The organism is Metallosphaera sp. D4-4, from assembly GCF_046245145.1.
GTDB classification, from domain to species: domain Archaea; phylum Thermoproteota; class Thermoprotei_A; order Sulfolobales; family Sulfolobaceae; genus Metallosphaera; species Metallosphaera sedula.
Window position 1 is genome coordinate 1,534,373 of the sequence record NZ_CP176412.1, and the last position, 12,169, is coordinate 1,546,541.

General features: G+C 44.1%; 14 protein-coding genes. 6 read left to right on the forward strand and 8 right to left on the reverse strand.

Annotation, left to right across the window (positions count from 1 at the left end):
* Positions 1 to 57 precede the first annotated feature (57 nt).
* The 7 genes from ACI49J_RS08310 to ACI49J_RS08340 form a co-directional block, all read right to left on the reverse strand.
* Positions 58 to 969, reverse strand: coding sequence for a DUF1152 domain-containing protein (locus ACI49J_RS08310; protein ID WP_240254948.1), 912 nt, complete (start codon positions 967 to 969; stop codon positions 58 to 60).
* Between the two features lie 175 nt (positions 970 to 1,144).
* A complete protein-coding gene (locus tag ACI49J_RS08315) occupies positions 1,145 to 1,978 on the reverse strand; it encodes a hypothetical protein (RefSeq protein WP_240254946.1) in 834 nt (277 codons plus the stop codon).
* Between the two features lie 248 nt (positions 1,979 to 2,226).
* Complete coding sequence (locus ACI49J_RS08320; RefSeq protein ID WP_240254944.1) at positions 2,227 to 3,300, reverse strand: TGS domain-containing protein; 1,074 nt, start codon at positions 3,298 to 3,300, stop codon at positions 2,227 to 2,229.
* 2 nt (positions 3,301 to 3,302) lie between these two features.
* Entirely contained in the window at positions 3,303 to 3,929 is a 627-nt protein-coding gene (rnhB, locus tag ACI49J_RS08325; RefSeq protein WP_240254942.1) for a ribonuclease HII, read from the reverse strand.
* The gene (locus tag ACI49J_RS08330; protein WP_240254940.1) at positions 3,926 to 4,600 is read right to left on the reverse strand and encodes a 60S ribosomal export protein NMD3; all 675 of its coding nucleotides are present in this window, start codon (positions 4,598 to 4,600) and stop codon (positions 3,926 to 3,928) included. The genes rnhB and ACI49J_RS08330 overlap by 4 nt, the downstream gene beginning before the upstream one ends.
* Before the next feature lie 26 nt (positions 4,601 to 4,626).
* Positions 4,627 to 4,923 (reverse strand): DUF424 domain-containing protein, encoded by a 297-nt coding sequence (locus ACI49J_RS08335; protein ID WP_012020621.1) that lies wholly within the window; start codon positions 4,921 to 4,923, stop codon positions 4,627 to 4,629.
* Between the two features lie 4 nt (positions 4,924 to 4,927).
* On the reverse strand, positions 4,928 to 5,350 hold the full coding sequence (locus ACI49J_RS08340) for a translation initiation factor IF-2 subunit beta (protein WP_012020620.1): 423 nt from the start codon (positions 5,348 to 5,350) through the stop codon (positions 4,928 to 4,930).
* A gap of 55 nt (positions 5,351 to 5,405) precedes the next feature.
* Here ACI49J_RS08340 and ACI49J_RS08345 point away from each other — a divergent pair, with 55 nt between their 5' ends.
* The 5 genes from ACI49J_RS08345 to ACI49J_RS08365 all read left to right on the forward strand — a co-directional run bounded on the left by ACI49J_RS08345 (position 5,406) and on the right by ACI49J_RS08365 (position 9,610).
* The gene (locus ACI49J_RS08345; protein ID WP_240254938.1) at positions 5,406 to 6,662 is read left to right on the forward strand and encodes a tRNA (N(6)-L-threonylcarbamoyladenosine(37)-C(2))-methylthiotransferase; all 1,257 of its coding nucleotides are present in this window, start codon (positions 5,406 to 5,408) and stop codon (positions 6,660 to 6,662) included.
* A gap of 33 nt (positions 6,663 to 6,695) precedes the next feature.
* Positions 6,696 to 7,883, forward strand: a complete 1,188-nt coding sequence (locus ACI49J_RS08350; RefSeq protein ID WP_240254936.1) for a thiolase family protein — start codon at positions 6,696 to 6,698, stop codon at positions 7,881 to 7,883.
* Between the two features lie 112 nt (positions 7,884 to 7,995).
* Positions 7,996 to 8,322, forward strand: coding sequence for a translation initiation factor aIF-1A (locus tag ACI49J_RS08355; RefSeq protein WP_012020617.1), 327 nt, complete (start codon positions 7,996 to 7,998; stop codon positions 8,320 to 8,322).
* A complete protein-coding gene (locus ACI49J_RS08360; protein ID WP_240254934.1) occupies positions 8,319 to 9,065 on the forward strand; it encodes a serine protein kinase RIO in 747 nt (248 codons plus the stop codon). Before ACI49J_RS08355 ends, ACI49J_RS08360 begins: the two co-directional genes overlap by 4 nt.
* Positions 9,066 to 9,073: 8 nt before the next feature.
* Entirely contained in the window at positions 9,074 to 9,610 is a 537-nt protein-coding gene (locus ACI49J_RS08365; RefSeq protein ID WP_012020615.1) for a KH domain-containing protein, read from the forward strand.
* 10 nt (positions 9,611 to 9,620) lie between these two features.
* Here the strand turns inward: ACI49J_RS08365 and ACI49J_RS08370 are convergent, their stop codons facing one another.
* Positions 9,621 to 10,142 (reverse strand): hypothetical protein, encoded by a 522-nt coding sequence (locus ACI49J_RS08370; RefSeq protein ID WP_012020614.1) that lies wholly within the window; start codon positions 10,140 to 10,142, stop codon positions 9,621 to 9,623.
* Positions 10,143 to 10,282: 140 nt separating this feature from the next.
* Between ACI49J_RS08370 and ACI49J_RS08375 the strand changes: the two genes are divergently transcribed.
* Entirely contained in the window at positions 10,283 to 12,127 is a 1,845-nt protein-coding gene (locus tag ACI49J_RS08375) for a type II secretion system F family protein (protein WP_240254932.1), read from the forward strand.
* Positions 12,128 to 12,169 lie beyond the last annotated feature (42 nt).

Sequence of the window (12,169 nt, forward strand, 5' to 3'; positions counted from 1 at the left end):
GAGAGGCACGGTAATGGGCTAATAGATTATAAGACTTTCACGTTAAGTTATTACATATTATTCGTCCTTGAGGCCTCTTTCTCTATCTAGCTCTGTGATTAAACCTAACCTGTGAAGCGCCTCGTTGGCTTCCTCAAGGGAAGAGGAATCTCTCACAGCCTCATACAGTTTAGAGATTGATGCTACAACTCTGGGCTTGAAGCTGAACATGACCGATGTGAGCGGGCTTACGAATACCCTACGCCTACCGTTTCTGATCGGAACCTCACCATAAAGCCCTCTGAAGGCCTTCAAGGGCAGGGCCGAGGCCTCCGTAACGGTAACTTCTAGTACCCTCTCTATTAGAGAGGCAGAACTTTCATCAAATCCAAGGATTTCTATTAATCCATTCAGTGATGCTATTTTGCTTATTCTCTGTAGAAGGTAATCCGGTTTCAATTCCCCATCAGCACCTAAACCGATTACCGATAGTTGTACGTTCATGGAACTTTCCTCTAACTTGGATAGCGAGGCAAGGGCTATGGAATCTGCAAGAGGACTTAAGAGATCATTCTCTGTTCCCTCCGCAAGGATGTCACCTCCAGCGTCCACCCCTATGACTTGATCTATCCCTAGCATGTTGGTTATCTCCATGATATCCCTGTATAGATCACTAACACCTCCAGATATACAGAATGAAACAACATTAATCCCCAATACCTGCGCTACTCTTGCAGCCTGCGGTTTTACTTTCCTTCCTCCTCTTACAGCGAAGGAGTCTGGCCCAAGGATCGCCACTCTCTCGTTTATTACCTGTGCTTCTCTGAGATCGTTAGTGCAGATGGGACCTGGAACTGGATCTTCCACTCTTCTCTCCCATAGCACAGCTCCCAGAGTTACCTTCTCACCTCTTCTTCTCATCCTCTCATAAGGGAGAAGTGCAGATACTACATCTCCACCTCCGCCCGCTCCTAGAACTAACGAATTCATTTCCGATCAAATATAGTTCAAATCTAAAGGGTTATCTTCGCAATAGGTCGCAGGTTAAATTGCATCTCCACGGCGAGGGTCTGCTAGCAAGCTGGTCGTTTCAAGTTACTTAGCGAAGGACATAGTATTGAATGACCTTATCACTAGAAAAATTTTCTATAAGTTGTAACTCTTTTTATTGCTTTCCTGTTATCTCAATTGTCCTGGATATTTGCTCGCTTGTAATATCTAAAATTCTTTCCGTATCAATGTCATACGCGACCGCGACTGCTTCACCAGACTCTAGTATGAGGTTGGCAAGAACGTCATTTCCTGTGATTATCTGGTTTCCCTTGACCATTTTCATTAAACCAGGACGTTTGTTTAGAACCTGAATGCTGGCTCGAACGTTTTTGCCCTTAATTACGATAAATCCAGAATTGATACTATCAATTAATTGTCTGATCTTTGTGATAAGCTCTGCAATATCACCCTCTATTCGCATAACTTCGTTCGCAAATATCCCCTGGTCCTGAGATATTTGTTGTTCCTTGTTAAGATAGAGTTTTAGGTAGGGGATAATGTGGTCTTGAATGATGTGTTGAGCCAGCTCAAAGGGACTTTTCCCTATAAGTCGGTCAAGGGTCGAGGTCTTATAGTTGACTTCAAGGCCAATCTTTATCTTGGAACCAGCTGGTGCATCATCCACGTAAAAGTGGGCCTTCCACTCGAACTTATGATCGTCTGACTTCCCAGAAAAGAGAACAGAGTTACCCTCTAGCTCAGGTCCTTTCATGTATCCAAGTACGGTGTGTAACTTGGTATCCGGCGTCCCGAAGACATAAAGAACCCTATAATCTACTCCTGGTTCAGATAGTTTACCTGGTGCTACATATTCAGCCGTTCTCCTATCTAATACTTGAAGAATGTTGACATGCCCCATAACTCCTGAGAACAGGAATGGATCTATTAGAGCTGTCCTGATCACAGACTTTGACGTTTTTAACTCAATTTCATAGGTCTCTAGCATACTTATCAAGTATAAATTGAAAATACGTTTTTACAAGTTTGTAAGACCATGTCTAAGAAAAGCTTATTATCTAGCTACCTTTCTGCCTCACCCCATCATACGGGGGGGGGGGGTAATTTAGCAAAGTAACTTAGGTCGTGATAGACGAGAGCTTAGTAGTGTCGTTATAATAGCATTATTTTTATCATTATGAACAAATGTCAGTACTTCACGGGAAGCAGTAATAACACGACAATGTGAGAACTGTATTACCTAACATGTATTTCTACAATATCCTTATCCTCTAATACGTGGTCTTCTCCTACTCTCTGCCCAGGGAACCTTGCTGACTTCCCCCACACCCTAGCATATTTGAAGTTCTCGGAAAGTTGGCTGTGGAGCTTCTGAGCAACGTCCATGACAGTTGACCCTCTCTTCATGAACATTGGATCCTTTGTGGGTTCCTCCATGGGCTCCTTGGTGTAAATCCTTATCACATCAAGGCTAAGATATAGTTCCCTTCTCAGGACGTCTAAGTCGGCCACGTTGACAACTGGTATTCCCGGAACTTGGAACGGTCTAACAGAGGCCACTACCGCAGGCTTAAAGGTAATTGCTTCAAAGAGAGATTTCTCTACGTCATCCAGGGTAACCTCTCCCACTATCTTGACCACAGCAGACTTAATACCGAACTCTCGAAGGTAATTCTTAACCTGGTCCTCGGTTGTTCCAGTCAATTTTCCCATCATGACTATCCTGAGTCCCTCCTTGGAGCTCCTGAATCTCTCTATTATGACCTTTCCCTTTGGTTTCCCCAGAAGGATATTGTTATTCTCTAGAAACTCCCTCATCCTAGTGAATTCCTCCTGGTCTTCTACGACGAAAAGGATAGAGTCTGCATTCCTGGCTAACCCAAGGAGCTTACTTACTATGAGCCTAGAATCCAGAATGATCTGAGGAGGATTGACCAGCTGAATCGGTGCGTCCTCAAAGAAAGTCATGGCGGGCACGGGGTAATCTTTAGGATCCTGTTTTACATTGGTGAGTCTGCGCACCAGGGGATTCTTAAGTTCCTCCCTCCCTAGCACGAGGACCTGACCTGCCCCTTCCTTTTCCACGAAAAAGGATAGGCCTCCCCCCTTAGACTTTCTCCTCTGTTTCTCGCTTTCTTCCCTAAGTTCAGATAGTCTTCTCTTGGCCCAGTAGACCAGGTTCTCGGTTCCCTTATGTTTAGGTACGCTACTCAGGAAATCCTGTATGGCCTTAATCTTCTCCTCAGGTGTCTTAGCGTCCATCACTCTTAGCCATTTGGTCTTAGCCTCGGCAGGAAGGTTAGTGACCACTTTCAGCTCACCTTATTCACGTAAAATCCAGGTGCGTATTTTAGTAATAATTTCCACGATCTCCTTATAATATTTGGTGGTTCCTCTCCCCTGGCGACTAAGTCTAGTACCCATTGAACGGTTTTCCTGTCAGATGGGTACCCACTCCCAAAGTCCCCGAACTCCTTCTTTAATGACTCTATTATCCTATCCCTTATTACCTTAGCAATAATGCTGGCAGAGCTAGCCTCAACAAATAGCTCATCAGCCTTATGTATAACGTTCGGTTTGAACCCTAGATCCTCTATCGCTCTTATCACCTCGATCTCTTTCCCCACCCTGTCCACCGTTACAACTTCAGGGTTAAGCCAAGATAGGGCATCAATGATCTCTATCACCTTCGTGTAGGTCAACGAATTCAGATTGTTGTTGTCGATCTCCTCGGGAAGGGCCTTGGCTACAGCCACCCCCTCGCTTTCAGAGAGTATCAAATCAAATAGTTCCTCCCTTTTCTTACGAGTAAGTTTCTTACTATCCTTAACTCCATTCTCCTTCAGAGCTACAATAGACCTCTCGTTCAAGGCAACCCCTACAACTACCATGGGTCCAATCAGGCATCCTCTCCCTGCCTCATCTATCCCTATCCTCATAGCCTCAGGGAGATAACTAGTTTCGCGTCCCTTTTACCTCTTTTTATCCTCTCCCTTTGGTAACTTTCCTTCATCTCTACTTTTACTTCGCTGGCGAACTTAGCTACAAGTCTCTTGGCCACCGTTCTGTTAATGAAATAGTAATCAACTCCCTCCCTTAGTTCCACCACGTCCGAGAGGTTCTCCGCGTCCTCCCTGGAAAAGAAGGACTCGAAAAACCTTTTCTCGTCAAGTCCTAAGTTGCCCTCTCTAGATCTCAGCTGAATTATTGCCTCGTAGTATTTCCCTCTCCTCTTAACGCAGGAATCACATAACGTACTTTCAACTTTGACCGTAACGTCCTTAGTTTCGTCAAACCTCTCTCCTTCAACTGAACCTGAAATCCTTAATGGAAAGTGACTATTACCGTGAGTATCTGACCACATCTGCCCTACGTCCACATGGTACTCCTGAACGTGTTCGTCCAGTTCCAGCGCTGAGATTATTTCCTCCTCTAGTGATGAGGAGATATCCCCCCTGGGAGCTACCCACTTTCCCTTAAGCTTCCTGGAACCACAAATTCTGCAAACCGTGATAGACATGCTCCTGGGTACCCTCACCATCTCCCTCGATTTCACGTAACACGAGGGACACAGTCTACCTATGAGTTTTACGTCCTCCTTTCCACACATTACGCAGAACTTTCCTCCCATTTCCATCACAGATTATAGATCTGTGCAAACTTCACCCCTGAAACGGTCAACACGGCATCCTTGTGGACAAGGCCCCTCTTTATGGCCTCTCCGATTGCCCTCTCCCCAACTATACTCACCACGGTAGCTTCATCCACCAGATCTAAGGCGTAGTTGATGTCCACTTCCTCTCCTCCATAGAACTCGTTGTTCACGTTAAGGACCGCCTTGCTCTCCCTGAACTCCCTTCCAAGGTACTCCTTCTCGCAAATGTTTACGAAGACGTGACCTTCTCCTCTTATGATCTTTAGAATTACTCTCATTATCTCACAGTGGCTTTACGGGGTTTTTGGCACCGCAGGCTAGGCATTGAATATACCATATTTTCTTGTCTTTGACAAGGACGGTGTCTAGGCTCTTGCACGTGGAACATTGAACGTAGGTCTTTAGGAACCTGTCCATGAAGGTATTAACTATGGCATTTGAGAACTTACCTTGAATCATCAACTGTCCGTTTTCAGAAATGGATCCCGCAGCAGCTAGTTCCTTCAGCAGGTATCTCATGCAGATCTTGTCTTCTCTTCTAATTCTATCGCAGTACTCACTGAAGTTCCTTATGATAGTAGTGTTTCCAACGTTGATAATTGAAAGCGTGGGAAGAGTTTGGGTCTCCGACGCTAGGTCCTTTTTGGGCAACTTCGCATAAAGCCTGTCCAGTAGCACGTGATAGAGTTTATCTCTCTCTGACATGAAACTCGATTAACTCTATATAATCACGCGGTTAAATTTGTGACTAGTAACAGCAATGAGAATTTACTTTGAGACGTACGGATGTGCCCTAAATAAGGGTGATACTTACTCAATGATGACATTACTCAAGGGCAGAAACCACGAGATAGTGAATAGTGAAGAGCAGGCTGACGTTCTCGTCATAAACACGTGTGCCGTGAGGATGGAAACAGAGGAGAAGATGAAGAAGAGAATCTTAGAACTCTCAAAGACTGGGAAGAAACTGGTAGTTGCAGGCTGTTTGGCCGGGGCGGAGCCAGGTCTAGTCATGTCATTGGCCCCCCAATCTTCGCTAATAGGGCCCCAATCCATAGGGGATGTAGTTAAGGCAGTGGAATCTCGGGAGAGGATCGTGAGCCTTCATGGGGAACTTCCCTCCGTCTTACCTAGTGTCTTTGAGGGGCTGATCTCAGTTATCCCCATCGCAGATGGATGTGCAGGTAGTTGCAATTTCTGTATCACGAAATTAGCTAGGAAGGAGCTTAGAAGTTATCCTCCCAGGATGATCGTGGAAACGGCGAGAAAGGCCATCGAGAAAGGTGCTAAGGAAATAGAGCTAACGGGACAGGATACGGCTGCCTACGGTTTGGACCTAGGAAGAGATATAAGACTTGCAGATCTTGTTCAGGAGGTCTCTTCCCTAGAAGGGGACTTTATGGTGAGGGTAGGAATGATGACCCCAGAACTTGCCATGAGACAGTTGGACGATCTGTTGGATGCTTGGGATAACCCTAAGGTGTACAAGTTCTTCCATCTGCCTGTGCAGAGCGGTAATGACCAGGTGTTAAGGGCGATGAACAGGAAGTATACAGTGGATGAGTTCAGGGAAATTGTTAGGGAAATAAGGAAGAGGTTTCCCTTGGTAAACATAACCACTGACATTATAGTGGGTCATCCCGGAGAGGATGAAAACGCCTTTGAGGACACCTTAAACCTCATGAAGGAATTAAGGTTTGAGAGGATACATATAGCTATGTACTCGCTAAGGCCTAATACGAGAAGTGCCATGATGACCCAGGTTCCAGGCCCAATTAAGAAGGAGAGACTTAAGAGGGCTGTAACTCTTTATGAGGAGCTCTCAAGGGAGATTCACAGGGAATACGTGGGAAGGAAAATGAAGGTCCTAGTTCTGGAGAACGGAAAGGACAACACAAAGATAGGCAGAACGCTGAACTACATCCCAGTGATAGTTAAGGACACAGACCTTGGGAAGTGGTACGAGGTGGAGATTACGGATTCATCATTCTTTGACTTGAGAGGATCAATTGTTTAAAAAGTTTAAATTCTTCTATACCAACGTGATACTATGCCAGACGTTTACATAGTTTCAGCGGTGAGAACTCCAATAGGTCGCTTTGGAGGATCACTGAAATCAGTGAAACCACAGATGCTAGGGGCAATCGCCATAAAGGAGGCGCTGAGGAGGGCTAACACCGATCCCTCTCGCGTGGAACTTACGATAATGGGCAATGTGTTGAGGTCGGGTCACGGTCAGGATCTGGCTAGGCAGGCTGCCCTCTTGGCTGGTATACCATGGGAAGTGGATGGATATTGTGTGGACATGGTCTGTTCCTCCGGGATGATGGGGGTTACTAACGCGGCACAAATGATCAAGAGCGGTGACGCTGACGTTGTAGTCGCCGGTGGGATGGAATCCATGAGTCAATCCATGCTTGCGGTCAACTCAGAAGTTAGATGGGGTGTTAAGTTTCTATCTGGAAAGAGTTTGAATTTCATTGACACAATGCTGGTTGACGGGCTTACAGACCCCTTCAACCTTAAGCTAATGGGACAAGAGGCTGATATGGTAGCAAGGGAGAGGGACATTTCAAGAAGGGAATTGGACGAGGTGGCGTTTGAGAGTCACAGAAGAGCCCACCAGGCGTGGGAGAAGGGTCTATTCAAGCCGGAAGTTATTCCAGTTAACCTCGATGAGGGTAAATTAGAGAGAGATGAGGGTATCAGGCCAGACACCACCATGGAGAAACTTAGCTCCCTTAAGCCTGCGTTCACAGAAAATGGGTATCACACCGCAGGTAACTCGTCTCAAATTTCAGATGGTGCAGTGGCCATGGTCCTCATGAGCGAGAAGGCAGTGAAGGAATTTGGAGTGGATCCAGTGGCGAAAATATTGGGTTACTCATGGGTTGGTATAGAAAGTTGGCGCTTCACCGAGGCTCCACTTTACTCGGTGAGGAAGTTGCTGACAAGGCTGAACATGAACATTACTCAATTTGATTATTTTGAAAATAACGAGGCCTTTGCAGTAAACAATGTTCTCTTTCACAGATATTTGGGGGTGCCATACGATCAATTGAACGTGTTCGGTGGAGCAATAGCCTTAGGTCACCCAATAGGAGCTAGTGGAGCAAGAATTATGGTCACTCTTCTCAATGTGCTCAGCAAGATGAACGCTACTAGGGGAATTGCGAGTATCTGTCACGGTGTAGGTGGGTCTACAGCAATAGCCCTTGAGCTACTTAGACCCCTTTAAGCTAATCCACTCTGAAGGTAATTGATTTTTAACTCGTGATACCTCTAAGGACGAGAAATAAGCTAAGTTTTTAATATTCAATCATGTTGTTAAGGCAATGGTGTTTCAGTAGTTGCCCAAGAAAGATAGAACAGATCAAGCACCCTCAAAGGATGTTCCTAAACCCGAAGAAGGAGAGGTCATTTGTGTAGTCAAGAAGATGCTGGGAGCCGAACATATAATTATAGCCTGTTTGGACGGCAAGGAAAGGACTGCCAGGATACCTGGCAGGATGAGGAAGAAAACCTGGATAAAGGAGGGTGACGTAGTCTTAGCTGCTCCGTGGGACTTTCAGCCCACCAAGGCAGATATTGTGTATAGGTATATGAATGACGAGATAAGGAAATTAATAGAGGAAAAAGTAATTAGTAGGGACGTAATTGATCAACTTAGAGGTTGAATAGAATAGGTAGAAGGGAAGAAAAAAGGGAAAGAGACGAGGACCTATTTAAGACAATTGACTCTACCTTAGATTCCTCTACTTCCCTGGCGGTAATCCAGGTAATGAGGAAACTGAACATAGAATCTATTCTGGGTGCTATTGCCTCAGGAAAGGAGGCAAAGGTTTATCCTGCGAGAACGAGGGATGGTAAATACATTGCCCTAAAGATCTATTATACCTCTACTGCTTCCCATAAGCGTGCCATAAGGAGGTACGTATCCCTAGATGGAAGGGCAGAAGTCAGATTCTCCAGTACAAAGGAAATGATATATGGATGGGCAAGGAAAGAATTCGGCAATCTTCAGAAAATGTTTGAGGCTGGGGTAAGGGTACCTAAACCTTTCCTCGTTATCAAGAACGTACTAGCCATGGAGTTTGTGGGAGATGGTATAAGTAAGGCGCCCCTCCTGGTAGACCTAGAGGAAGTTACACAGGAGCTCTATGACGAAATTATAAGGCAGATAGAGGTCATGGTGACCAAGGCTCAGCTGATCCATGGTGACCTTAGTGAATTCAATGTGATGGTGAAGGACGAATTACCCTACATAATAGATGTAGGTCAAGCCATTCCGGCATGGGCAGAAAACTCATTGTATCTGTTGGAGAGAGATATAAATAATATTAATAGATTTTTTGAACAAAGGGGGATTGACGTAGTGCCTGTGAAAGAATTATTAAACAGGCTACAGTTATCTAGTTAGGAGCAGTAATGTTTGTGAGTGTGCCAGACGAGAAACTTGATCTCGTGAAGTCCCTCCTTGACGATCTGTCGAGAATGGGAGGGGTAGAAATAATATATGATGAAAAGGTGAAAAATTTCATAGTAGATCCGAAGAACCAGAACCCGTATCAGGCTCTCAAGGTAGTATCCGTTATAAGGGCCATAGGTCTTGGCGTTTCTGTATCAGACGCTCTGAAGTTAATGGGAGAGGAGGTTATGATGGATGTTATAGACCTAAAGGAGATCTCCAACAGCAGAGATAACATGACTAGAGTGAAGGGCAGAATTATAGGCGAAGGTGGAAAAACCAAGAAAATAATCCAAGAATATACAGGAGTAAGCGTAGTAATCTCAGGGCATTATATTACTTTACTGGGTAATTACGAGCAAATACCCATAGCCAAGAAGGCGTTAGAGTTGCTGGTGAAGGGAAGGGAGCATTCAACAGTATACAGATATCTTGACAGAGCAGAACAACAGTTGATCAGATATAGATCATCCTATAAGGGTAAACCTATCCTGTAAAATTAATGTATTACTGTACAGACAGATTCTCAATATTTTCATGAAGCGTGGATAATATAACCCTATCATACGACTGTATAATCTTTCTATTTCTCTCATCTTCTAAGAATTTTCTCAACTCATCTGTTCTCTTGTTGAGAGCTAGCCTAAAGAAATTCAAAAGAATTTTCTTGGGTTCACTTAGTATATCCTCTGTAACCACGAGGCTAGGTCTGGGCATCATCAGAAGGGTGAGGTGCGTTCCAGCCAATCTCGCTATCATGGCTAACTTGTAGGCGCTATACTCCTTTGTAGGTGACCTTTTACTTGCTTTCACTTCTACAAAGTATTTATTACCATCCCTCTCCGCCTCTATATCGTGAGTCGGAAGATCAACGGAGCGTATATTCACGAAATTCATTGACTCTAGGACGATTCTAGCCCTATACTCCATGGCAAACCCCATTATTATCCCCTTAGCCCTATTTACTGCATACTGTAACTCGTCATCTGTAAAACCGTATTCATCCTTTAGGAGTTGAAGGGCATCCACAACACCCTTTCTACATAATTGAATAAAAATATTTCCTAAGTTTGGTCCAATCTTAACATGAGAAGGATTGAATTACACCTGGCCCTTGTTCAGATGTTATTCTATAAACATTTTTTAACCTAGATAGCAATAATTAGATGATGGCATTAAAGGGACTCAGAAGGAATGCGGGTAATAAGAAAGAAGCGAAGCCATCAATCGGGATAATGGGAAACTTTTACGAACTAGGAATAGTTAAGTCTATTGCTAAAAGTATAGAGAAAAAATTACTTTTAGCAGGTCTCAGTACCGATCCTCAGCTCTTTGCCGCTCAAATGTTCTTCTATCTGATGGTATCATCAGTCTTTTCAGCAATTCTTGCCTTTCTAGGAGTTTACGTCCTCGTTAAGCTCTATCTAGTATTCAGGGTAGCTAAGTTTGCAGTCGCAGGTCTAATGTTTATCATTTTCGCAGCCATAATACCTCCAGTTACGTATCTTCTGTTGAATGTGAATATATCTCAGAATATAGAAAACAGGAGAATAGGTATAGATGCCGAAACTGCCGCCTTCTCAGCAGTTTTTACAATTTTCCTCAGATCAGGCTTGAGTCCTAGGATACTTTTCGATAGAATCTCCAGAACCATAGCATTCAATTACATAAATCAGGTCCTTCTTTACGTCTCTAAGAGGATAAACTTTCTTGGAGAAAACGTGGAGGACGCCTTGCTTCACGCAATAAGAATCTCTCCCTCTAAGATTCTGAATGATTTCTTTGTTAGCTATGTTGCAGCAGTGAGAAGCGGTGCGCCTGTCTTAGATGCAGTATCTGCTAAGGCTAAGGATATCCTTAAACAACTCGAGCTGGGCGCTGCCTTGGCTGCGGATAGGCTTTCAGGAGTTGGCGAAACTTACGTAATCTGGCTAGCCTCGGGTTACATCACGTTCTTTCTGATATTATTGTTGCAGGCTCTCTTCCCCAGCATAGTGGGAAGTTCTATCCCCCTTAACGCCTTCGGAGCTATCCTGATTCTGATATTGCCCCTAGTAGATGGGGTTTTCATTTTAATGGCAGAACAGTCACAACTTAGGTTTCCAGAGAGAAAGATCTCATCGTACAAGACGTTCTATATCTCACTAGGTGTGGGTCTTGTTGTAATGTTTGTTCTTCTAGGCGTAACTAAACAACTTATTCCCTTTGTTACACTTACAGGGAATATTAGCAATGTCACGCCAGTAACTATCATCATGCTAATTGGTTTCCTGATAGCGGCCATTCCGCCTGCAATTGTCACGTCTAGAGAGTTGAAAAAGGGAACAGGCTATGACCCTTACGTGGTTAACTTGCTTCGAGCAATTTCTGAAGGCATAAGGGCAGGATTATCACCAGAGACGATAATTAAGAACATAAAAGAGAGCCAGGAGATGGGGAAATTATCGTATATATTGAAAAGGATTTACGCATATATCTCGCTAGGTTACCCGCTTAGAGATGCATTCCTAAAGGGAGCCGAGGAAATAGTCGATTTTACCTCAAGGATTTCTCTAGTTTCTATGGCAGATATGATTGATATAGGTAGCCTCACCCCAGAAAGCATAGAAAGTCTAGCTGAACAGGTAGAGACGCAGATAAAGATAAAGAGAGAATATGAAAGTAAGGTCAAGATACTTCTCTATACTCCCTACATTGGTGTAATTATCTCCATAATAGCGGTAAACCTGCTTTCGGCGGCAATACTAGGCCTTATAACGGGCAACGCATATGCTTTCTCCTCGGGTGCACTTGGAGAGGCTAGAGTCCTCCTACCACAGGCTGTTTACATTACTGCAATAGCCTCAATGATAAACGCGTTCTTTGCAGGACTACTGGTAGGAAAGTTGGGAAAGGGTAAAGTAGCAACAGGTTTCATTCACGCAGCAATTATGGTAGCAATAACTGCAATATTAATGATTATAATAGTTCATGTTCACTTTACTTTCGGACCAACTGTACCTCCTTCAGGATAATTTTTTATTACCTGTAGCTAACAGATAAGAATATTTATAAAG

What these genes read in the sequence shown, in the direction of transcription:
- ACI49J_RS08310 (WP_240254948.1), bottom strand. Translation starts at nt 969, where the DNA reads ATGAATTCGTTAGTTCTAGGAGCGGGCGGAGGTGGAGATGTAGTATCT.
- ACI49J_RS08315 (WP_240254946.1), bottom strand. Translation starts at nt 1,978, where the DNA reads ATGCTAGAGACCTATGAAATTGAGTTAAAAACGTCAAAGTCTGTGATC.
- rnhB (WP_240254942.1), bottom strand. Translation starts at nt 3,929, where the DNA reads ATGAGGATAGGGATAGATGAGGCAGGGAGAGGATGCCTGATTGGACCC.
- ACI49J_RS08330 (WP_240254940.1), bottom strand. Translation starts at nt 4,600, where the DNA reads ATGTGTGGAAAGGAGGACGTAAAACTCATAGGTAGACTGTGTCCCTCG.
- ACI49J_RS08335 (WP_012020621.1), bottom strand. Translation starts at nt 4,923, where the DNA reads ATGAGAGTAATTCTAAAGATCATAAGAGGAGAAGGTCACGTCTTCGTA.
- ACI49J_RS08340 (WP_012020620.1), bottom strand. Translation starts at nt 5,350, where the DNA reads ATGTCAGAGAGAGATAAACTCTATCACGTGCTACTGGACAGGCTTTAT.
- ACI49J_RS08345 (WP_240254938.1), top strand. Translation starts at nt 5,406, where the DNA reads ATGAGAATTTACTTTGAGACGTACGGATGTGCCCTAAATAAGGGTGAT.
- ACI49J_RS08350 (WP_240254936.1), top strand. Translation starts at nt 6,696, where the DNA reads ATGCCAGACGTTTACATAGTTTCAGCGGTGAGAACTCCAATAGGTCGC.
- ACI49J_RS08365 (WP_012020615.1), top strand. Translation starts at nt 9,074, where the DNA reads ATGTTTGTGAGTGTGCCAGACGAGAAACTTGATCTCGTGAAGTCCCTC.
- ACI49J_RS08375 (WP_240254932.1), top strand. Translation starts at nt 10,283, where the DNA reads ATGGCATTAAAGGGACTCAGAAGGAATGCGGGTAATAAGAAAGAAGCG.